Annotated in this window: 17 protein-coding genes; 12 read left to right on the plus strand and 5 right to left on the minus strand. The window is 38.0% G+C overall.

What is annotated here, in order from left to right; genetic code table 11:
- Positions 1-16: 16 nt before the first annotated feature.
- The 6 genes from Cabys_RS19185 to Cabys_RS19210 all read left to right on the plus strand — a co-directional run bounded on the left by Cabys_RS19185 (position 17) and on the right by Cabys_RS19210 (position 4,889).
- Complete coding sequence (locus Cabys_RS19185; protein WP_006927689.1) at positions 17-793, plus strand: hypothetical protein; 777 nt, start codon at positions 17-19, stop codon at positions 791-793.
- Positions 794-804: 11 nt separating this feature from the next.
- Entirely contained in the window at positions 805-1,320 is a 516-nt protein-coding gene (locus Cabys_RS19190) for a hypothetical protein (protein WP_006927688.1), read from the plus strand.
- 180 nt (positions 1,321-1,500) lie between these two features.
- On the plus strand, positions 1,501-2,364 hold the full coding sequence (locus Cabys_RS19195; protein WP_006927687.1) for an ABC transporter substrate-binding protein: 864 nt from the start codon (positions 1,501-1,503) through the stop codon (positions 2,362-2,364).
- A 4-nt stretch (positions 2,365-2,368) separates the two neighbouring features.
- Complete coding sequence (locus Cabys_RS19200) at positions 2,369-3,034, plus strand: ABC transporter permease subunit (protein ID WP_006927686.1); 666 nt, start codon at positions 2,369-2,371, stop codon at positions 3,032-3,034.
- A 3-nt stretch (positions 3,035-3,037) separates the two neighbouring features.
- Positions 3,038-3,661 (plus strand): ATP-binding cassette domain-containing protein, encoded by a 624-nt coding sequence (locus Cabys_RS19205; protein ID WP_006927685.1) that lies wholly within the window; start codon positions 3,038-3,040, stop codon positions 3,659-3,661.
- A 4-nt stretch (positions 3,662-3,665) separates the two neighbouring features.
- Positions 3,666-4,889, plus strand: a complete 1,224-nt coding sequence (locus Cabys_RS19210; RefSeq protein ID WP_006927684.1) for a substrate-binding periplasmic protein — start codon at positions 3,666-3,668, stop codon at positions 4,887-4,889.
- A 344-nt stretch (positions 4,890-5,233) separates the two neighbouring features.
- Here Cabys_RS19210 and Cabys_RS19950 read toward each other — a convergent pair whose 3' ends face one another.
- On the minus strand, positions 5,234-5,419 hold the full coding sequence (locus Cabys_RS19950) for a hypothetical protein (protein WP_150109248.1): 186 nt from the start codon (positions 5,417-5,419) through the stop codon (positions 5,234-5,236).
- On the opposite strand from Cabys_RS19950, the gene Cabys_RS19215 reads away from it, so the two are divergent.
- From Cabys_RS19215 to Cabys_RS19230, 4 genes are all read left to right on the plus strand, one after another.
- On the plus strand, positions 5,408-6,016 hold the full coding sequence (locus tag Cabys_RS19215) for a hypothetical protein (protein ID WP_006927683.1): 609 nt from the start codon (positions 5,408-5,410) through the stop codon (positions 6,014-6,016). The genes Cabys_RS19950 and Cabys_RS19215 overlap by 12 nt on opposite strands.
- Positions 6,017-6,565: 549 nt before the next feature.
- Entirely contained in the window at positions 6,566-7,501 is a 936-nt protein-coding gene (locus Cabys_RS19220; protein ID WP_006927682.1) for a hypothetical protein, read from the plus strand.
- Between the two features lie 508 nt (positions 7,502-8,009).
- On the plus strand, positions 8,010-8,909 hold the full coding sequence (locus Cabys_RS19225; protein ID WP_006927681.1) for a hypothetical protein: 900 nt from the start codon (positions 8,010-8,012) through the stop codon (positions 8,907-8,909).
- A 99-nt stretch (positions 8,910-9,008) separates the two neighbouring features.
- Positions 9,009-9,731 (plus strand): hypothetical protein, encoded by a 723-nt coding sequence (locus tag Cabys_RS19230; RefSeq protein WP_006927680.1) that lies wholly within the window; start codon positions 9,009-9,011, stop codon positions 9,729-9,731.
- Positions 9,732-11,053: 1,322 nt separating this feature from the next.
- Here the strand turns inward: Cabys_RS19230 and Cabys_RS19235 are convergent.
- The gene (locus tag Cabys_RS19235; RefSeq protein WP_071961311.1) at positions 11,054-12,850 is read right to left on the minus strand and encodes an IS1634 family transposase; all 1,797 of its coding nucleotides are present in this window, start codon (positions 12,848-12,850) and stop codon (positions 11,054-11,056) included.
- A 931-nt stretch (positions 12,851-13,781) separates the two neighbouring features.
- Between Cabys_RS19235 and Cabys_RS19240 the strand changes: the two genes are divergently transcribed.
- Positions 13,782-14,510, plus strand: a complete 729-nt coding sequence (locus Cabys_RS19240) for a sulfite exporter TauE/SafE family protein (protein ID WP_006927677.1) — start codon at positions 13,782-13,784, stop codon at positions 14,508-14,510.
- A 308-nt stretch (positions 14,511-14,818) separates the two neighbouring features.
- Positions 14,819-16,405: an IS1182 family transposase gene (locus Cabys_RS19245; RefSeq protein WP_006927392.1), complete on the plus strand. Its 1,587-nt coding sequence runs from the start codon at positions 14,819-14,821 to the stop codon at positions 16,403-16,405.
- A 148-nt stretch (positions 16,406-16,553) separates the two neighbouring features.
- Here the strand turns inward: Cabys_RS19245 and Cabys_RS19250 are convergent, their stop codons facing one another.
- From Cabys_RS19250 to Cabys_RS19260, 3 genes are all read right to left on the minus strand, one after another.
- Positions 16,554-16,967 (minus strand): hypothetical protein, encoded by a 414-nt coding sequence (locus tag Cabys_RS19250; RefSeq protein ID WP_071961312.1) that lies wholly within the window; start codon positions 16,965-16,967, stop codon positions 16,554-16,556.
- Between the two features lie 304 nt (positions 16,968-17,271).
- On the minus strand, positions 17,272-20,202 hold the full coding sequence (locus tag Cabys_RS19255) for an amylo-alpha-1,6-glucosidase (RefSeq protein ID WP_006927676.1): 2,931 nt from the start codon (positions 20,200-20,202) through the stop codon (positions 17,272-17,274).
- A gap of 269 nt (positions 20,203-20,471) precedes the next feature.
- A complete protein-coding gene (locus Cabys_RS19260) occupies positions 20,472-21,341 on the minus strand; it encodes a VIT1/CCC1 transporter family protein (protein ID WP_006927675.1) in 870 nt (289 codons plus the stop codon).
- Positions 21,342-21,345: the final 4 nt, after the last annotated feature.

Raw genomic sequence — 21,345 nt, forward strand, 5'->3', positions numbered from 1 at the left:
AAGAGCGAATATAAGAATGATCAATCAATTTAAAAGTGACTTGAAAAAAGTTTTTCCCGACCAATTAGTAGAATCATTGCTAAATTCATATGTAGAAATTAAAACAAATTTCATATTGAATAAGTGGGAGCCTTCTGAATTAAATGGTGGCAAATTTGTTGAAGCTGCATTAAGAATTCTGCAATATGTATGTTATAGTGGGAGATTTACTCCCATTGGCACAACAATTAGAAATATGTTTAATGAAATAAAAAACTTAGAACAATCACCAACAACCATTCACGACTCTTATAGAATACATATTCCAAGGTGCCTTGGAGCCATTTACAATATCAGAAATAGACGTGGCGTAGGTCATATAAGTGGTGACATAAATCCGAACAAAGCGGATGCCTATTTAATCATAACAATTGTAGAATGGATACTGGCAGAATTGTATAGAATGAATTTTAATGTATCATTACCAGAAGCCCAAACAATAGTTGATAACTTGATTTCCAGAAAATTAGAATTAATTTTCGAGTTAAATGGAAAAAAGATAATTCTCAATCCAAAACTAAATATCAGAGACAAAATACTTTTGTTACTTTATTCTAGTGGCAGCATGGGTATGTTTATTAATGAAATGATGAAACATTTAAAATACAAAAATAAAAATTATCTAAAAAATAAAGTTTTGAAGAATTTAGATTCAGAAAAACTAATAGAATTGTCTGAAAATGACTGTGTTTTTATCCTTCCACCTGGTGTTAAATATGTTGAAGATAACTATGATAATTGGAAAATAGATTAGGAGAATGAATAATGGAAAACAACTACAAATTTTCTTTAAGAATTGGTGAAATTGAAATTTCATTGGAAGGTAGTGCAGAATTTATTTCTGAACATTATAAAATAATCAAGGATGATATGATAGCATATTTGGAATTATTAAAAAAAATTCCCAAACCAACTGTTGATATTTCTAAAAAAGAATCTGAAACAGTTTCAACTGAAGATAATTTAGAAAATGAATTGCCAGAAACTTTTGGCGAATGGCTAACCCGTGTTCCAAAAGAAATTTCTGATACTGATAAAGCTTTATTGGCTGGATATTTTCATCAAATCAATTCTGAAAATAACGTTTTTAAAGTTAGAGATTTAACAAAAACACTTAAAGATCACGGTATTAAATTATCTAATCCTTCAAATCTCATAAAACATGCAGCCAAATCTAAAAAATTCATTTTTCAGCAATCAAAAGAAGGCAATCAAATAAACTATAGATTTTCAAGAGAAGGTGAAGAATACATACAATCTCTTTTAAAAACAAGTAGTTAAACATATAACCATTGGCTCAACTTGACCGCAGTGGCTGTGCGGTTTTTCAAGTTTAGAAGCCCGCATAAAGTTTTCTGGTTATTCAAAGTCTGTGCCTCGCAATCCAGCGGCAAGTTAGCCAAAACGTTATGGGTATTGATTGAGAATCAAATTAAACTAACATTTCATAGGAGCTAAATCATGAAAGGTTTAAAAGTTATCTTAAGTTTTGTCTTCGTTTGTCTATTATTATTCTCTTGTGATAGCGATAGAAGCAAATCTAATTACTTAAAACAATCAAAAAGCACATACCAGAGAATTTTGGAATCTGGTAAAATTAGGGTTGGATATATTTCATATCCACCGAGCTTTATCAAGGACCCTAATACTGGAAAATTTTCAGGTATATTTCACGAAGTGCTTCAGGAAATTGGCAAGAAACTACAATTGAAAATTGAATACACAGAAGAAGTGGGGTGGGGTTCAATGATTGAAGCAATCAATTCAGGAAGAGTTGATTTGATTTGCACAGGTGTTTGGCCTACAACTGAAAGGGGCAAACATGTTGATTTTACTAAGCCTCTTTATTACAGCACAGTAAGAGCTTACGTTAGGTTCAACGATAATAGATTTGATGGAAATTTAACCAAAATAAATAATCCTGATATAAGAATTTCTTCTATCGATGGAGAAATGACATCCATAATTGCTAAATTTGATTTTCCAAAAGCTAAAGAAGTTAGTTTGACCCAGATGAATGATGTTTCACAAGTGTTATTAGAAGTTTCAAGTGGAAAGGCTGACATAACTTTTGTTGAACCTGCAATAGCATTAGAATATATGAGCAAAAATCCTGGTAAAATCAAAGAAGTTAAAAATGTTCCACCTTTAAGAGTTTTTCCAAATACTATGATTGTAGGCAAAGGTGAAGTCGAACTACTATCAACTATTAATATTGGTATTGACGAATTGGCTAATAATGGTTTTATCGACAAAATAGTCTCAAAGTATGAGAAGTTTCCTGGTTCTTTTCAGAAGATAGCTTTACCATTTAGAGAAGAATAAACATATGTCAGTATTCAAAATTATACAAGAATATCAAGAAGGTTTTATTAAAGGTATTGGAGTTACCTTCCAATTATGTCTAATTATTTGGTTAAGCGGCTTCTTCATTGGTGGATTACTCGGCGTCTTGGGTTCTAAATATAAACTCGGAATTGGAATACCCTCAAAAATATTATCTTTTGTCCTTTCAGGTATTCCTATTTTAGTTTTTCTTTTTTGGTTACATTATCCAGCTCAGGAGTTGTTGCAAATTCAAATTGACCCATTCATAACAGCATCTGTCACTCTTTCAATTGTAAATATTTTTGCTGTAGCTGATATTGTTAGGAATGCAATGGAAAATTTACCAAACCAATATATTGAAGTTGCAAAAGTCTGTGGTATTCCAATTACTAGGCGTCTTTGGAAAATCGATATTCCATTGATTTTTAGACATGCTATATCACCCTTTATTATTGTTCAAGTGAATATGTTGCATATGACTTTATTTGCAAGTTTAATATCCGTTGATGAAATATTTAGAGTAACTCAACGTGTCAATGCTATTATCTATAAACCAGTAGAAATTTATACAGCATTAGGTATATTCTTTTTGATGATATCATTACCATTAAATGGCTTAGCTCTGTGGTTAAAAAACAAATACGCTAGAGATATTTCTGAAAGATAGATCATGCTTAAAGGAATTAACATTTCAAAATCATTTGGCAAAAAAAAAGTTCTTGACAATATAAATATTGAAATAAATCAAGGAAAAGCAGCTATTATTTTGGGCCCAAGTGGTTGTGGGAAAACAACCTTATTGCGTTCTCTTTCATTACTTGATTATCCAGATAGCGGTAAATTAATAATTGATGATTTAGAATATACATTCCCCTCACGAAATAACAATATTAAATTACCTTATCCCAGAGTAACAGTTGTTTACCAGCAATTGTTTTTGTGGCCGCATCTGACCAATAAAGAAAATATAATACTTGCCGTAAAAGGAAAAGATTATCATGCTGATTTTGAAAGGCTAGTTGAATTTTTAGATATGCATGATTTTATAAATAATTACCCTAATCAATCATCATTAGGTCAGAAACAAAGAATTGCTATTGCAAGAGCATTAATACTAAGACCTAAATATATTCTTTTTGATGAAATAACTTCATCGCTAGATATTGTCCAAATAGAAAATATAATTGAAATAATTAATAATCTAAAAAAAGACAACATAGGGATTTTTTTAATAACCCATAATATGGATGTTGCAAATAAAGTTGGAGATAAGAAAATATATTTAAAGGGCTGAGTATATGGTCAGACTACAAGAAAAGGTTTTTTATCAAAAACTAGATTGGCAAATAGGAATTGCGATTACTTTAGCTCTAACTGGGTTGGGTATTTGGGCTTCAATTGACAAACTGTCATTTGTAAGTTTTTTCAAATGGATCTACAAAAATATTTTTCTTTCAACATATTTTTGGTGGTTTCTTGTAACCTTGTTTGTCGTTTTGTTCAGAAGGCATAAAGTTTATAAACAAAAGGAAAAGATTGAGTCATTAGAAGAAGAATTAACAGAAGCAAAAGAAGAGATATTAATACTAAAATCTAAAACAACACCGTTTATTAAGCGCTGGGAAGAGATACTTGAAAATGGTATAAGGTTTGGTTCGCTTCATTATCCTCCAATGTTGGACTTTGATAATGATGGGGATCCAATTGGAATTGGTATAGATATATTAAAAATTATTTTTAACGGTAAAATTAATAAGGAATATTATAGAGTTTCTTGGCAAAATCTAGTCAAAGTATTATACGAAAAAGATAATAACAATAAATTCATAATGGATATTATTGCTACACCAATTTTTGAGACTAATGAACGTTCAAAACTTCTTTCTTTTTCACTGCCATTATTTTATTCAGAAATAGGCTTATACTACAATTGCGAAAACAAGTATTTTAAAAACTTAGAACCTAAAACATTCGAGCAAGCGATAGATTTCATTAATAATATAAACAACTTGAATGTTATTTGTATTGAAGGTGAATTATCTCATAGAATGATTAAAAAGCATTTTGAAGGAAATATTTCAAGAATTGCTAGTAAAAACGAATTGTCTATTCAAGATTTATTGGCTACCGTAATTGATGATTCTATTAACTCTGATATTGTCTTTGCTGAAACTTACCAAGCAGAAAAATTGATTCAAAGTAAAGTAGCAAAAGGAGAAAACAGATTTGCAAAACTGAAAAATCTATTTAAAGAACGGCAATTACTATATCCAGTCGTATTTGCTATGCGTAGAGAAGATTATGTTCTTAAGAATTATATTAATCTAAAACTAATAGAACTTGACGGTCCAGGCTCAGGAATTATTAAATTAATTAAAGCAAGTCTTTCATCGCTAGGTGAGAACATTCATGATGAAGATTTGAAAAAATATTTTATACGAGAATACTCTAATCTTACAAACTCACAAACAAAACAAATAAAAGCTCAGGTAGTGCAGCCCATAACAAAAGGTTCAACCTGACCCGCCTCGCACCGGCGAGTTTCGGAAGTTATGACGAGTAATCACGTTTTGTGCTATTCATAAGGTATTGTTTTTTAATGTCGGCGGGCAGGTTAACCTTGTCGTTAAACGTACATATTCGCCTTTATGGTCGCATCAACTTAGAGGAAAAGAAAGACCTTTTTTGTTAAGATTAAATAACGGCACGTAGGAGCGGCAAAAAGTCCATTGAGTTGGAATAGCTTTTTTATTTAAGGTGTGGCCTTTTTGCCTTGTTCTAAAGATGCTGTAAAAAATTAGCATTGCTGCTTGCATAGCGCAGGTTTGTTTGGTATTTTGTAGTAAAGTTGGGTAACGCATTTTGTTCAGGCGTTTAACCGGTCGCTTAACCAGACGCCAAAACGCGGGCGGTGCTTTGAAAGGTTGGTGTAGTTGTGCGCTGCCCTGCTGGTTTGAAAATACGGTGAAATAATTTTGGCGCTGGTTAGCTCATCGTTAGCCCGCTCGTGCAATAAGCAGTAGCGTTTTATGGAGAAAATATGAACGCTCAAGTAGAAGAAAACGTGTTCAAACGAGTTTTATGGCTTTATGGGCTGTATTCTCTTCTAAATCTGTTTTCTTTTTTGCTGGGCTATCATTTTTTACCTGAAGGATTCATGCGTGGTAGTCCATATTCGGCGATTGGCTCATTTGTTGCTTCAGCATCATCATTTTGGAGTGAGTTTAGTCTCACCTTGCTGTTCAATCTTAGTGTGGTCATTGTTGTTTGCATATTAACCAACCTTCAACAATTCAGGCATGTTCCCATAGGCTATATTGTCCCTGTTGTTTTGGGAATTGTTTCTGGGTTGGTGTCTGGCACTAATTCCTTTGCCGCATCTGATTTGAAACAATTTAATGCTTTAGATGGTATGGCACTTGGTATGGGCATTGGTGGAATTGAAATGCTTGCGTACGTGCTTGTCATTTCTGCTACCGCAAATATTGGGCTGTATAATTACGAAAGCCTGAAACAATGGCAAGGCAAAAGGCTTAAGAACATAAGACAAATAAAATTGTCAGTGTCTGAAATGTTCTGTCTCGGTCTTGGAATATTGATGATTATTTTTGCCGCTTATCGAGAAACAGTCATGGCTTTCGCCCAATGAAAGAATACCTTTATGGCAACAAGCGGGCTAACAAAGCGTGCACCTGACGTGTGGGAGTCTGCGCGATTTATGAGCATTTTCCTAGCTTCGAGTTTTTCCTGCTTCCCAGGCCGAATCCACGCCCGCCCACACGCAGGTAACGCAAACCGTTAAACGTCCATATTCGCCTTTATGGTCGCAGCAACTTAGAGGAAATGAGAAACCTTTTTTGTTAAGATTAAATAACGGCACGTAAGAGCGGCAAAAAGTCCATTGATTTTGAAATAGCTTTTTTTATTTAAGGTGTGGCCTTTTTGCCTTGCTCTAAAGACGTTGTAAAAAATTAGCGTTGCTGCTTGCCTGGCGCAGGTTTGTTTGGTATTTTGTCATCAAGCAGGGTAACGCATTTTGTTCAGGCGTTTAACCAGTCGCTCAACCAGACGCCAAAACGCGGGCGGCAATTTGAAAGGTTGGTGTAGTTGTGCGCTGCCCTGCTGGTTGGAAAATACAGTGAAATAATTTTGGCGCCGGTTAAGCAAATCGTTAGGGAAAAACCACTTTTAACTTATTATGAGAAGACTTTGTCCTGAATATGGTCGTAAATTAATTTTGTCTTTTGTGTTTTTTATTATATTAACTTTATCACTAATATTTATAATAATATATGATTCAAAATATGATTTCCAATTAATTATTAGCCTACTGTTATTATTTCCATTAATAATAAACGTTTTATTTTTTAAATTAATAAGATGTATTGAAATTAATGAAAAATCACAAACAGTAATATTTAAATACTATGTTAGGCCAAATAAAGTTGTACATTTCAATGAAATATTGGGCTTAACATCTAAAAATATTAAAACTAAAAAGGGAAATATCAATTATGAATTAATTAAAAATAAGTTTGAAGTCAGAAAACTGTTCATAGATAATTTTGGTAAAAAATTATTGACCACCTATAATGAAAATTTTGAAAATAATAATCCTGAAGAAATAATCATTTATGACGGTAAAGAAAAACTCTCTGAAAAATTATTGGCATATTTTCTTTCAATTTTGTTTTTAATATTTATTTTATATGTATTGTTTGTGCTTCCCGCTTATTTCTTAATATTTATATTGATAAAGCCATTTTATTTAAAATATTTGATAGTAATAATTTATGAAATTATTGCAGTTTACTTTTTAATTATTAAAACGAATTTAATTAAAATTATTGTTAATAAATTTAAATATAGACATTATTCTGAGAAAATTATTCCGCAAGGGATTTTAACAAATACTAATGGGGAAAATATACTATTTACTTGGGATAAGATTGACAGGATAGATAGAATTCGTTTAAGTGATAACAAATATACAGAACATGAGCATGAATTTATCATATATTTAAAGAACGGTGATGAAATTTTCTGTTTTGATGACTACAGGTGGAGTAAGTATAAAAAGATTCTCAAATGGTCGCATAATACCATTAAAGAAAGTCGTATAATACAACAGTAGTCATATTCCCTAACAAATCGCTCAACACGGAATTTGCCACGCGGGGCATGAATTTGCCCAGTGAGAGCGTTTTTGCCAAGTGAAAGTTTTTGTGCGCGTGGCAAATCCGGTTAGCTCCGTCGTTAAACGTACATATTCGCCTTTATGGTCGCAGCAACTTAGATGAAATGTGAAACCTTTTTTGTTAAGATTAAATAACGGCACGGAGGAACGGCAAAAAGTCCATTGAGTTGAAATAGCTTTTTTATTTAAGGTGTGGCCTTTTTGCCTTGTTCCAAAAACGTTGTAAAAAATTAGCGTTGCTGCTTGCCTGACGCAGGTTTGTTTGGTATTTTATCATCAAGCAGGTTAACGCATTTTGTTCAGGCGTTTAACCGGTCGCTCAACCAGACGCCAAAACGCGGGCGGCAATTTGAAAGGGTGGTGTAGTTGTGCGCAATCCTGGTGGTTTGAAAATACAGTGAAATAATTTTGGCGCAGGTTAGCTCATCGTTAGCAGGATAATTAAATGCATGTTGATAATGTAAAACAAATAAAAAAAGACCATATAAAAAATATCGCCTTTGTAGTAGGTAATGGAATAAATCGGTATGGCTTGATAGAAGGAAATTCATCTTGGGATCAATTACTCCTTGAATTATGGAGAAAAGTCATCGGCGAATATAAAAGCGATGTTCCATTGGGAATATCGTTGACCGAGTTTTATGATATTTTGGAATTGAATAACACAAATAATGGTTCTACTATAAATTTACAAAAAGAATTCTGTAACCTAATGAATAAGTGGAGTTTTCAAAAACACCATGTAAATTTTATCAAATTTGCCATGCGATTTAACACTCCGGTATTAACAACTAATTTTGACAATACATTTCAAAAAGCAGGAAGATTAAATTTATACAGAACTTCAACTGGAGGATTTACTGATTTTTATCCTTGGGAATCTTATTATAGTTTATCGAGATTGAACTATCCCACTGATGGATTTGGTGTCTGGCACATAAATGGGATGCAAAAATATTTTCGTAGTATTCGACTTGGTCTAACTCATTATATGGGATCAGTAGAGCGTGCTCGTAGAATGATCCATAAAGGAAATGAAGAAAGATTATTTGCAGGTAAAAATGTACACAATTGGCCAGGAGCAAAAACTTGGCTTCATATTGTTTTCAATAAATCTCTTTTTATTTTTGGGCTTGGTTTAGAAGAAAATGAAGTATTTTTAAGATGGCTGTTGATTGAGAGAGCAAAATATTTCAATAAGTTTAAAAAAAGAAGAATGCAAGGTTGGTACATTGCCAAAAATGGCAGCACAAGCCGTGGCAAAAAGTTATTCTTGAATCAAATTGGAATTAAAGTAATAGAACTTTCTAACTATAAGGATATTTATGAAAATCTTTGGAATTAATTCTGCTACAAAGCGCTCCACCTGACCGCTATTCCGCTGGCGCTCCATAGCGGCAGGTGAGCTTGGGCGTTAGGAGCAAAAAATAGAGTAAACATCTCCATGAAATGTAAATTATGTCATAATGATAAAGAATTAAGAAATTCGCATATAATACCTGAATTTTTTTATAAACCACTTTATGATAAAAGGCATAGATTTAATGTAATACCTTTGAATGAAGAACAAAAATTCAGATATGAACAAAAAGGTTTACGTGAAAGATTATTATGTGATGATTGCGAAAATAAATTAAGTAAATGGGAAGATTATGTAAGACGAATATTTTATGGTGGAAAAGAAATTTTAATTACAAATGGAAATCCTATTAAAATAGAAGGACTAGACTACGCTAAATTTAAATTTTTTCAGTTATCATTACTATGGCGCGCATCTATTTCAGAACTGGATTTTTTTAAAGGCGTTAGTTTAGGCCCGCATGAAGAAAAAATTCGACAAATGTTACTAAATGAAGATCCTGGTAGTAAATTAAAATATCCTTGCCTTTTTATTATGGTTCTTATGGAACCAAATAAAGTATTAGACGATTTTATTTATCCACCAATTTTTTTAAGAATAAATGGCCATAGAACATATCGTTTTATTTTTGGTGGTGGATTTTGGATATATTTTGTTTCAAGTCATACAAAAATGTTAAATTCTTCAAAAATATCAAAATTTTTTTTGAATGAAAATGGACTATTGCTCATTCCATTAATACCAGCGAATCGTATTGATTTTTTTTTAAATTTGGCTAAAGATTTTGTAAAATATAATAAAAATTAAAATGGCTCCTAACAAAACGCTAAACACGGAATTTGCCACGCAGGCAACGAAATTGCCCAGTGAGATAGTCTTCGGCAAGTGAAAAGTTTTTGGCGCGTGGCAAATCCGGTTAGCTCAATCGTTAAACGTACATATTCGCCTTTATGGTCGCAGCAACTTGGAGGAAATGAGAAACCTTTTTTGTTAATATCCAATTACGGCACGTAAGAGCGGCAAAAAGTCCATTGAATTGAAATAGCTTCTTTATTTAAGGTATGGCCTTTTTGCCTTGTTCTAAAGATGTTGAAAAAAAATAGCGTTGATGCTTGCCTGACGCAGGTTTGTTTGGTATTTTGTCATCAAGCAGGTTAACGTAATTTGTTCAGGCGTTTAACCGGTCGCTCAACCAGACGCCAAAACGCTGGCGGCAATTTGAAAGGTTGGTTTAGTTGTGCGCAATCCTGCTGGTTTGAAAATACGGTGAAATAATTTTGGCGCTGGTTAAGCCTATCGTTAAACGTACATATTCGCCTTTATGGTCGCAGCAACTTAGAGGAAATGTGAAACCTTTTTTGTTAAGATTAAATAACGGCACGTAAGAGCGGCAAAAAGTACATTGAATTTGAAATAGCTTCTTTCTTTAAGGTGTGGCCTTTTTGCCTTGTTTTAAAGACGTTGTAAAAAATTAGCGTTGCTGCTTGCCTGGCGCAGGTTTGTTTGGTATTTTGTCATCAAGCAGGTTAACGCATTTTGTTCAGGCGTTTAACCGGTCGCTCAACCAGACGCCAAAACGCGGGCGGCAATTTAAAAGGTTGGTGTAGTTGTGCGCAATCCTGCTGGTCTGAAAATATGGTGAAATAATTTTGGCGCTGGTTAGCTCAACGTTAAACGTACATATTCGCCTTTATGGTCGCAGCAACTTAGAGGAAATGAAAAGCCTTTTTTGTTAAGATCAAATAACGGCACGTAGGAGCGGCAAAAAGTCCACCTCCCGCTGAGCCAATAAATTTGATACATATATTTCAACTCATGCCCCAGAAAATCAAACAGAATAATTAATGGAGATTAATGTAATGAAAAAATATTTTATTTACTTCATTTTTACTTTTTTAATCGGATTATATTTAATTTTTAATTATTCTGGTTCTACTTCTTTGTATGGTGAGTTAATGTTGTATGGTAATTTGGTTTTCTTTATTTTTTTAGCCTTATTTTATTTTCTTAAAAACAAAAAATCAAATTAAACTAAATTAAACAACAAAAGCTTAACCCATCTTGAACACTAAAACGATTTAAGTTATTTAAAAACAACATGTCGTTCTTTTTTATTACCACTACAATATTCAAACTCTTATCTTTTTACTGCCTAATGGCTTGGGCTTGATCTTCAATGCCTGCGCCATTAAATAATGGATCGCTTCCGGCTCGGTCGTATCTCTTATGACTAATAAATCTCCTTTCTGCGTTTTCATCTCAACGCTTACGCGCTGCTGTACGGAAAGTAATTCACGAATGGTTGACCAGCGATGATAAACGCCGGCATCATGTAATTGTTTTTGAAGACTTATCAATACATGAAAGGCTAAAATCGAAATGAAAATATGCCCCTCAATGCGCTTATCCTTCTGGTGAAAATTAGGCCTTAAGCCTAACTCACTCTTCAACGAGCGAAATCCATCCTCCACATCCGTTAAACTGATGTAGAGTTGCCAGATCTGGCGATCTGTTAAATCCAGACGACTCGTCCGCAAATAATATGTGCCGGAAAATCGATCATCCATCTTTTGCTCGTCTTTTATCTTCCAGCTGATCTCTGTTACGATACCATTATGGTGCTCAACCGTAATATCATAAAAATAGGCCACCTTTGCATGACGTTCCTTTATGCGGCCAATGCGTTCTAAAACCTTGGAATATTTCTTGGTGCCTCGTTTCTTGTGCAAACTCTCCGCCGCATATTTCAACTCCGCCTCAAAGCGCTGCTGATGAAATTGTCGAATGGCTTCCTCTTTCTTTTGCCTTGAGGCGCTGCGACAGTATAAATAAAGCTCTTTATCCTTACGGTAAAGATAGGCTTCCACTTTATGGCGTTGATCGTGATTAATCTCTTTAAAAGCATTTTCTTCGATCTCGATTTCCGGTTTACTGCGTGAGACAACCAGATAGTCGTGTCCACGCTTTGTGATCAGTTGCAAGTTCTCTTCTGTGGCAATCCCGGCATCTAAAATAATCAATTTCCTGACTTTGCCGCCTATCGTATCCAGAATTTTAGACAAAGTCTCTGGTTCGGAAACATTGCCAGAGAAAAGACGACTCTCCTTGGGGAATCCATCCTCATCCAATACCAGGCCTAAAGTCACCAGGGGCATATCGTAACGCTTGTCTTTACTGCGTCCGCGAGCCTTGAGCTCGCTGGTACGGCTGCTCTCAAAATATGTATTGGTTAAATCGTACAGGATGATCTTTTCCTGCAAAGAAAATAACAGTCGTTCTTGCTCTACCAAACCATTTTCGATTTTGTCCTTATGTTCTAATAATTGATCCGTAATTCGATAAAGTTTATTGTGAGAAAGTCTTGAAAGGTCTAACTCTAAAAGCTCATCGATGGCGCTTTGCTTTTTGACCCAGCGTAAGGTCGCCCATTCGCTTGAGGGGTGCACCAGGCGCCCAACGATCAACAGTTCGGCCAGTTTAATATCCTTCTCCTTAAAGCCCAGCTTTTTTAAAAGTTCATTGAACTTAAGCTTTCTTAACATCATCAAACTGATGTATTCGCCTCCTATACTGCGAGCATCTCTGAATTTGACAGAGCCCGTAAAAATGGTCTCGGTTTCCTGTGGGCTTTCTTTTTTTTCTACCTTTTCTTGTTTTAGTTTGTTTTGAATTAAAAGCGAGGCATAGCGCTGGGCTAATTGTTCAATTTGCTCATCCACTTCGATCAGTGAAGTTTGTCCGCTTATGATCTCTTCGATGCGATTGGCAAGTGTTTTCCATTGGTCTTTAGGAATGGTAAGCTTGCCCAGGTTGAGCAATTTTCTTTGTCTTGGGCCTTTTTCAGTACGATAGGATTCGACCAATTGATGGTAAACGAAGGTTTTATCGTACCCTTTATTCTTTTTTGTGACTTCTTTAATAAACATGTTCAAATATAATCATATCAGTCAATTAAGTCAAGGGGGAAACCAATATAGTATGGGGCACTACAACGACATCTCGAAAACTCGATCCAAAAAAACCAATAACTTACAAAAACCGAAGGTGGAAATTTGGTGATTTGGGCTTAAATTTTGTTCAAGATGGGTTAAGCACGGCCTCGAGCACGCAGGGCATGAATCGATAATTCAAAGTTTTTTTGCGTGCTCGCGCCGGTTAACCCAATCGTTGCGCGGTAATAGCAACCTTTCGTGTAACAATTTCAAATGAACACGAAAGGAAATGCCCTTAAAAATAAATAAAAACCCACTTCATTTTTCCCTGTTTGTAAAATTGTTGGAAAGGTGAAGGGAATAGGATACTTCCTCTGAAAGATCTAGTCCCGCCCGGGCGGGATTTGAAAAACTTTGTGCTGTTGGATTGGTTGAATAGTTAATTAGTTGAATGGTTGAATAGAAATTTACAAATGCGCAAATATTGAACATCATTGGAGAAAAATTTCCAACGAACAGTTCTTCCCACTCTCCCAGACTCTTTTTCTTGGAAAGGGGGCGATGGCAATTGAAACGATTTTTAATTTAAAACATTCTTTATGCCTTTTGTGAATTTTTTGTGCGCTCGGTGGTCGCTTAAATTCCTGCAGGAATATTTTTGTTTGCTGCTATGCTATAATAGAATTAAAAATTAAAAATTACGAATTATCACGCGGAGCGGGAGGCTGTGCCCGAATAGTAGAGCGCCAGTTTGCTAAGCTTTAGTCTTAAATGTTAAATATTTTTCTGCGATTATTGGCGTAATCTGCTAAAAAATTACTTTGCGCGCGTTGCGGTTGGTTTTGGCTGGGGCTATTCTGTCTTAGAGTAGAATCATAAATAAAAATATTTTATCTTAACACTTAAATCAAAATGAAAGAATTCTATGAGTGAACTTCTTCTTTTCGCTGTTGTCTTTCTGATTTCCTTTGTCGGCTCCATGCTGCAGGGTTCCATTGGCTTTGGTTTAGGCCCCTTTGCCGTTCCATTGTTGGTGTTGATTGATCCGGCCTTTGTGCCCGCGCCGCTTTTGTTAGTTGCGCTGGTCTTAACAAGCCTCATGTTTGTACGCGAGCGCTCCGCCGTTCGCTTTGAAGAATTTAGCTTTGCCGCCATCGGTAGAGTTATTGGCAGCATTATAGGCGCTTATTTCTTAACCATATTCCCGGCCCAACATCTAAAACCTCTTTTTGCCCTTCTGGTTATTATTGCCGTTATTTTGAGCGTGGCAGGCATCAAATTAGCGTTAAACCGTAAAAATTTAATCAGCGCCGGCGTGGTCTCCGGTTTTATGGCAACCGTTGCCGCCATTGGCGGAGCGCCCATGGCCTTAGTCTTTCAACGTGAGAGCGGCCCAAAAATTCGCGGAACTTTAGCCGCTATCTTTATTCTCGGCACCATTGTGTCGTTAGTCTCTCTGGCTATTGTCGGGAAATTTACCTTAGCCGATGTGCATCGTGCACTATGGCTTTTACCCGGTGTGCTGCTCGGCTTTTTCTTTTCTAAAAAAACCGCTCGCATCTTAGACAGAGGATACTTGCGTCCAGCTATTTTAACCCTCACCACTCTGGCGGCCATGGCCATCATCTTCGACCAGTGGTTTTTAAATAGATGAAATTATCCGTTTGTTGCCAATCAACAAAAGAGAGCTTTTTCTGTAAAAGTTTTACATGCGCAACTTTTTATGGTGCTGGAATGGCTCAATGGTTGATTAGTTTAATGGTGAATTGGGTACCGGCAGGCCCTGTCTGCTTCCGCCCTGGCGAGAGGAGGAGTGTAAAAGTTAAGTAGTTAGATGACTGGTCACAGGGCTGTAATTCATAATTCCCGCACAGGAGGCTGTTGCAAATTCAGTTTGAGTAAAATTCAAAAAATTTGTAAATTCTGGGCGACAGATAAAACAAGTAATAACAAAGGAATTCCATGAGTTTTATTACTTATAATCGCTCACAAATGAATCTCTTTGGCTATAGTGTGGAAGATTTTGCCAGAGACGATCCAAAGAGTCGATTTGTAGTGGAGTTGGTTTCGCGCCTTGATTTAAGTGCACTTTATTCCCGTTATAGTTCGCAAGGCGGTGATTCTTATGCCCCAGACATGATGCTTGCCTTATGGTTTTATGCTTATAGTAACGGCATTACCAGCACCCGTAAGCTGGAGGAATTGTGTAAATTTGATACGCGCTACATTTATATCACTGGGAATCAGCATCCGGATCATAGTACATTAAGTCGTTTTCGCAAGGCACATTTGGATTTATTAGACCAATATTTTGTAGAGATACTTTTAATTGCCCAGGCCGAAGGCATAAGTAGTTTCAACCAGATAGCCATAGATGGCACGAAAATCAAAGCGCACAGCAGTAAGCGTCATGGCTACACTGAGGATCAATTAGACAAACGTATAGAGAAGTTAAGAGCAGAGATCAAGCAATACATGCAGCGCTGTAATTTTGTAGAACAGGGGGCCACGGATGAATTAGATTTAGAAACTCTTCGAGCGGAGAAAGAACGGCTTGAGCGCTTAGAGAAAGAGATATTAGAACGTAAAGCCCAATTGAAAGAGCGTAAGAAACAGCTCAAATCAGAACATCGTTCAAGACATCAAATAAATGTAAAAGAGCCGGATGCCCGCATGATGCCTTCGGTGGATGGGCCGGGTTATAACGCACAATTAGGCGTAGATATGTCCAGTCATTTAATTGTAGCCCATGAAGTGGTAAGCCAGCCCAACGACCAGGGTCAATTCATACCGATCCAAGAACAAGTAGAGAAGAATCTTGGTTCAGATGATAAGCGATCTTACACAGCCGATTCCGGTTATCACAATAGCGCAGACCTAAAAGAATTGGAAGAAAAGCAGATCGATGCCGTAATAGCCGATCCCCAGTTATCCAATCGTTCGATAAAGGAGACACCGACCTCCAAGGAAGAATTGCAAAAAGAAGAAAGAAAACTAAAACGAAGTGATTTTGTGTATCATGAACAGGGAGATTACTATGAATGTCCGGCGGGTAAGAAGCTTTTTCCAGTTGAGAGGAATAGCGAACGGATCGTATATCGTTCCAATGATTGTCAGGACTGTCCCTTAATTAATTTATGTATTTCCAGTAAAAAGAAAGTTAAGCAAATCCATCGTTCAGTTAATGAGAGTTATTGCGAACGTATGGCGAAAAAGTTACAAACTTCAGCGGCGCAGGAACGACTAAAAAAGCGTTCGGTGACAGTTGAACCTGTTTTTGGTAACTTGAAGCATAATTTAGGCTATCGTGGATTTTCCTTATCTGGTCTTAATAATGTTCGTAGTGAATTTACGTTAATGTGTATTGGGCATAATATTAATGTTCTATTTAAAAATATGTTAGGGAAACGTTTAGCAGCGTTTATAACAGCATCACAAGAAAAAGATGATCTATTAATTTTATTTTCAAAGAATATTTTGGCGTTTTTAATTCTATATTTTGCCCAACGCTTAAGAATGAGAAAAAATTATCAATATCGGAGAATATAAGCATTAATTCCTCCCCCCCATGCAACAGCCTCACAGAAGGGATGAGGCTCAAGCCCGGGTGAATCCCATCCACTGTTGAGCAAAAAAAATGTATGAGTTAAAAAGTCGTTTAAGCGAATGGTTGATCAGAAATTTACCGGCGAAGACATCACGTACACCGTCGGCAGAAATTCTCCCCGGCAAGTTCTTCCCCCTCTCCCAGATTCTTGTTCTGGGAGAGGGGGAGTGAGGGGGTGAGGGCAAAAAATAAGAATCCCATCCACTGTTGAGCAAAAAAAGTGTATGAGTTAAAAAGTCGTTTAAGCGAATGGTTGAACAGAAATTTACCGGCGAAGGCATCACGTCCGCTGTCGGAAGAAATTCTCCCCGGCAAGTTCTTCCCCTCTCCCAGATTCTTGTTCTGGGAGAGGGGGAGTGAGGGGGTGAGGGCAAAAAATAAGAATCCTTTCCACTGTTGAGCAAAAAAAGTGTATGAGTTAAAAAGTCGTTTAAGCGAATGGTTGATCAGAAATTTACCGGCGAAGGCATCACGTACACCGTCGGCAGAAATTCTCCCCGGCAAGTTCTTCCCCCTCTCCCAGATTCTTGTTCTGGGAGAGGGGGAGTGAGGGGGTGAGGGCAAAAAATAAGAATCCCATCCACTGTTGAGCAAAAAAAGTGTATGAGTTAAAAAGTCGTTTAAGCGAATGGTTGAACAGAATTTGGCCGACGAAGACATCGCGCCCACCGTCGGAAGAAATTCTCCCCGGCAAGTTCCTCCCCCTCTCCCATATTTTTATTCTGGGAGAGGGAGATCGAGAAGGGTTGGGCAAGAAAGGTAAAGCCATTCCGCCTTAAAAGTACCTCCCTTCGCTTTGCAAAAATTTCTAATTCACCATAAGAACATCATAAACATTAGAAGAGTGCCTGCCGCGGGCGCCGCCGCCATGCCATTGACCGGCATTTTCTAATACAGCGCGAAAATCGCCCAGACCGGAGCCGCCATGATCATCCTGCAATCCACAAAGCACCGTAATCTTGCTCTTACGATTCAGCCCTGGCAAAAACTCTTTGGGAATCTGAAAGCGAATCTGCTTGTGTTGGACATAACCTAACGGATGCTTTCCATCCACTGGCACAAACAGGGCAATGCGCCGATCTTTTCCATCCCGAATTTCCAGTCCGCCTCCGACATAAATAATCCGATTAAATTTACGACGATTCGGCAACCTGTATTGCGCCAGATGCCCCACCTCCGTCGAATATACGCCGCCCAGCGTGGGATCGTTCACAGCGATGGCAACAAACGTTAATTGAAAACCATATTCCGGATGCCAGCCAGGGTCCACCAGATTCCGCAAATCAATCCGAAAGCCCCACGTCGAATCATTGTCATAAATCGTTAAACTTTTAAGATCAGTAATGCCCTCTTCAAAAACCTTGTTTTCTGGATAGGTAAACATTCCATTTTGACCGGTGTCATCATGCAGTTCATCCCTTTGGTAAATTACCGTTGGGCCATTTCGACCAATAGGGGAAAAGACCTGTTTGCCTCTTAATAACTTAAAAGGAATCTTGTAAATGGTCGCAAATTTAAGGCCTGAATCAATTTTTGCCAGATGCCAGCGGCGGGCAAGCTTAACGGAATCCGAAGTTGTGTCGGCGGCAATAAATTCATATTCAAAATCCCGTCCGGAATCCGGAATAAATATCTTTACCGGAATGGAATCCCCCGGAAACCGCACATAACCATCGATCCTCTGATGCGGAAAATTTGAATGCAAGCGAAACTTCATTCCGGTCGCTGTCTTTTGCAGGTGTACATCCAGATGGTCATCTTTAAACGGAACCCGACAACGAATCTCTTCGATTCCGTCAATCAAATGGGGCTGAAACAAAACTCGATTTTCATGAGCAATCGGCTGATAACCAACCAGATCATGGTAAAAATTGCGCAAAAACTCCGCCAGGCTCCAGGCCTGAGAAATGGTTCCGGAAATTCTCGGCCGCTGTTCACCTTTCCGTAAAACCGGTTCCACCAACTCCGCAAAACTTCCGATCGCGTCAAAGTTCAATATCTGATCCACCTCATTCAAAAACAACTGCCCGGCGCTGCCTTCCTGATCAAATTTAACCTGACCACTAATCGCCGGCCCGGCCAGCCAGCACCAGATCAGCCCGTTGTGATAGGCGGCATCCGGCACATAATACGGCAAATAATGGTGATAGGGATGGAAGTTCTCATCTTTGTACCACAATGAAAGCACCCCATAAGGCGTCGTTAAGTGGCTGGTAACAAAGCGGGCCACCGCCTCCTGCCGCTGGCGTGTAAGCAAAGGCTCAATCCCCGGTAAATCCGGAACGGTTACCGCGAACATTTGATTGGGACGAATTTGTTGATCGGCAGTGCCGTCTGCATTTAAATGATCGTACAGCGCTTGTCTTGTTTCATTCCAGTAGTAACGATTAAAATGATCTTTAACTTTGCGCGATAAGAGCAGCCACTTTTGCCCCTGGCTATCTTCTCCCTCGATATTTTTGGCCATCTGCGCGCCAATCTGTAGGGCCGTGTACCACAAAGCCTGAATCTCCACGGCTCGATTGCCCCTCGGCGACCATGGCCCTTCTGAGCCCACGGCGTCCATCCAGGTTTCGGCGTCCCTGTGCGTTAAAAAGCCGAGCTCATCTACTCGTTTGCCAATCGCGCCCTCAAGCGCTCGACGAACATAGGGAAACATCTCCTGTAAAAACGATTGATCCCCTGTGTAAAGAAAATATTCGTAAATAGCCCGAATAAACCACCACGTGCCGTCTGCCGTGTTGTAAATCGTTTCATTATTGGTAATGCGATTCGGAATCCGCCCCAGTTCCCGGCTGTTTTCATCTTTCATCTGAAAGCGGGCAAAATTGCGCAAAATACTTTTCGCTGTCTCAAATTGGCCGTTAACTAATAACGCGCCGTGAAAAGAAATAAATGTGTCCCGTCCCCAGTAATTGTTGAACCACGGCAAACCGGCCCATATCCCCGCGCCTTTTTGCTGCGTGACCAAAGCGTCCAGCGAAAAAAGCGACCATTGTAAGGCCTTCATCACCTGCCGATTTCTAACAAAAAAGGGATATCTTTGCAGTAACTGCTCCATCCGCTCTTTACGCCTGGCCGCCGCCTTTTCAAAGTTTTCAATCTCTCTTACAGAGATCGAATCATCCGCGCTAAACTTGCCGTACCTCAGAATAAAGTAATGCTGTCCGTCATTTGCCTTAAAATAGTTGGCCTTCAATTGCAAGCCGTTGAAAGAGCGGCGTTTTACAACCACTTCCGGCGTTTTTGCAGAAACATCCTTTTTATAGTCGGTTAAATTCAATACAATCCGATCGCCCTTATCCGCTTTAATTTTAATGAACAAGGCATCGACAGAATCAAGCGGCACAAACGATTCTACCGTTCCGTTCGCATAAATTCTTTCAAAGCCGTACGGTCGTAACACAAATGCACGCAGCCGGTCGCGTTTCAGCTCGCGCCCGTTTTGAAACAACCGGTAGTCCTTTAACAGATGCACTTCATTAACGGTCCATCCTTCAAAATTCGTGCTGTTATATCGATGCGTATGGCCGGTAAAGAAGCCTGCAATTTTGTTGGAAAAAACAAATTGACGATCGCTATCGTCTTTAAGCCTGATCTCCGGCAACGGCCGAAACCGATCAACCAGTATGGGCTGCTTTTTTATCGCTCTTTTCCTTTCCGGGAAAGAGCAGGCATTAATCAACATGAAAAACAAAACAACAAAAATGATTCCGATTTTGATTTTAAAACCATACATATCTGAACTTCTAATAAATGATTGCCATTATTTTTAGACTGTTTGAATTTAATCAACTCAAGCTGCTAAAACCAGTAAAAGAAAAAATAACACAGATCAACATGAAATCAGGCAAAAAAAACGAACGGGCCAGCCTGCCCTGACACCTGAATAAATTTTGTCCTTGCATTCCAGCGCTTTATTTTTCGTTTAGAAACCGTGTCATAACTTCAAACCAGACACCGTTCGCAAAACACAATCAGCCCGCCCTACGTGTTGTTAAGCAGGAATCACCCCACATCAATGCCCAGAAAATGACGGGCCACCAACCCGATCAAAAAAGAAACCGCAGCGACTCCCAGGCTGATCACCATCATCTCAACAAAAATTCGTTTAAAGTCCAGCTCTTTGACCACCGAAACAAAAAAGGAGAAAAACCAGATTATCAAAACGACAAAAACCAGTGTGTTGGCCATGGCCACCAGATAATGCGTGTAAAAGAAAAAAGGGCCGACCAGTAAAGTAACGGTAAAAACATAGGCAACGCCTGTGTAAAATGAAGCGACGAGAGGATTTTGATCGCCGGCCTCCGATTTTTTTGAAAGATATTCCGAAGCCGCCATGGAAAGCGAAGCGGCCACCCCTGTAATCATTCCGGCAAGTCCGATGAGTCTGGTTGACTGCAAAGCCAGGCTCAATCCGGCCAGAGCCCCCGTCAATTCTACCAGAGCATCATTTAAGCCCAACACCATGGAGCCGATGTATTCAATCTTTCGCTCATCAATCATCTCAACCAGCATTTTCTCATGCTCATTTTCCTCATTAATGATCTGTTGCGCTTCTGGTATTTCGGCAAGAATGGCTTGATAATTCTTTTCTGCCTGCTCTTCACCCTTCTCCATCATTTTGATGGTGAATGTTAAGCCAAGTATCTTTTCGATCATCAAATACTTTAAAATCGTGAAGCGGCTGGGCTTTATTTTTACGCCCGTATATTTAGCCCAGAATTCACTATGCCGCAGTTCGTCCTCGGCTATTTTATTTAAAACCTCTTTGTTTTTTCCTTTTGCCTTGCGGGCAAGTACCTTGTAAATATGGTATTCTGTAATTTCTATCTTTTGAAATTGCAAAATTAGTTTTTTAGTCGCCTCAGAAATCATCGGT

The organism is Caldithrix abyssi DSM 13497, from assembly GCF_001886815.1.
GTDB classification, from domain to species: domain Bacteria; phylum Calditrichota; class Calditrichia; order Calditrichales; family Calditrichaceae; genus Caldithrix; species Caldithrix abyssi.

What these genes read in the sequence shown, in the direction of transcription:
- Cabys_RS19185 (WP_006927689.1), top strand. Translation starts at nt 17, where the DNA reads ATGATCAATCAATTTAAAAGTGACTTGAAAAAAGTTTTTCCCGACCAA.
- Cabys_RS19190 (WP_006927688.1), top strand. Translation starts at nt 805, where the DNA reads ATGGAAAACAACTACAAATTTTCTTTAAGAATTGGTGAAATTGAAATT.
- Cabys_RS19195 (WP_006927687.1), top strand. Translation starts at nt 1,501, where the DNA reads ATGAAAGGTTTAAAAGTTATCTTAAGTTTTGTCTTCGTTTGTCTATTA.
- Cabys_RS19200 (WP_006927686.1), top strand. Translation starts at nt 2,369, where the DNA reads ATGTCAGTATTCAAAATTATACAAGAATATCAAGAAGGTTTTATTAAA.
- Cabys_RS19205 (WP_006927685.1), top strand. Translation starts at nt 3,038, where the DNA reads ATGCTTAAAGGAATTAACATTTCAAAATCATTTGGCAAAAAAAAAGTT.
- Cabys_RS19210 (WP_006927684.1), top strand. Translation starts at nt 3,666, where the DNA reads ATGGTCAGACTACAAGAAAAGGTTTTTTATCAAAAACTAGATTGGCAA.
- Cabys_RS19215 (WP_006927683.1), top strand. Translation starts at nt 5,408, where the DNA reads ATGAACGCTCAAGTAGAAGAAAACGTGTTCAAACGAGTTTTATGGCTT.
- Cabys_RS19220 (WP_006927682.1), top strand. Translation starts at nt 6,566, where the DNA reads ATGAGAAGACTTTGTCCTGAATATGGTCGTAAATTAATTTTGTCTTTT.
- Cabys_RS19225 (WP_006927681.1), top strand. Translation starts at nt 8,010, where the DNA reads ATGCATGTTGATAATGTAAAACAAATAAAAAAAGACCATATAAAAAAT.
- Cabys_RS19230 (WP_006927680.1), top strand. Translation starts at nt 9,009, where the DNA reads ATGAAATGTAAATTATGTCATAATGATAAAGAATTAAGAAATTCGCAT.
- Cabys_RS19235 (WP_071961311.1), bottom strand. Translation starts at nt 12,850, where the DNA reads ATGTTTATTAAAGAAGTCACAAAAAAGAATAAAGGGTACGATAAAACC.
- Cabys_RS19240 (WP_006927677.1), top strand. Translation starts at nt 13,782, where the DNA reads ATGAGTGAACTTCTTCTTTTCGCTGTTGTCTTTCTGATTTCCTTTGTC.
- Cabys_RS19245 (WP_006927392.1), top strand. Translation starts at nt 14,819, where the DNA reads ATGAGTTTTATTACTTATAATCGCTCACAAATGAATCTCTTTGGCTAT.
- Cabys_RS19255 (WP_006927676.1), bottom strand. Translation starts at nt 20,202, where the DNA reads ATGTATGGTTTTAAAATCAAAATCGGAATCATTTTTGTTGTTTTGTTT.
- Cabys_RS19260 (WP_006927675.1), bottom strand. Translation starts at nt 21,341, where the DNA reads ATGATTTCTGAGGCGACTAAAAAACTAATTTTGCAATTTCAAAAGATA.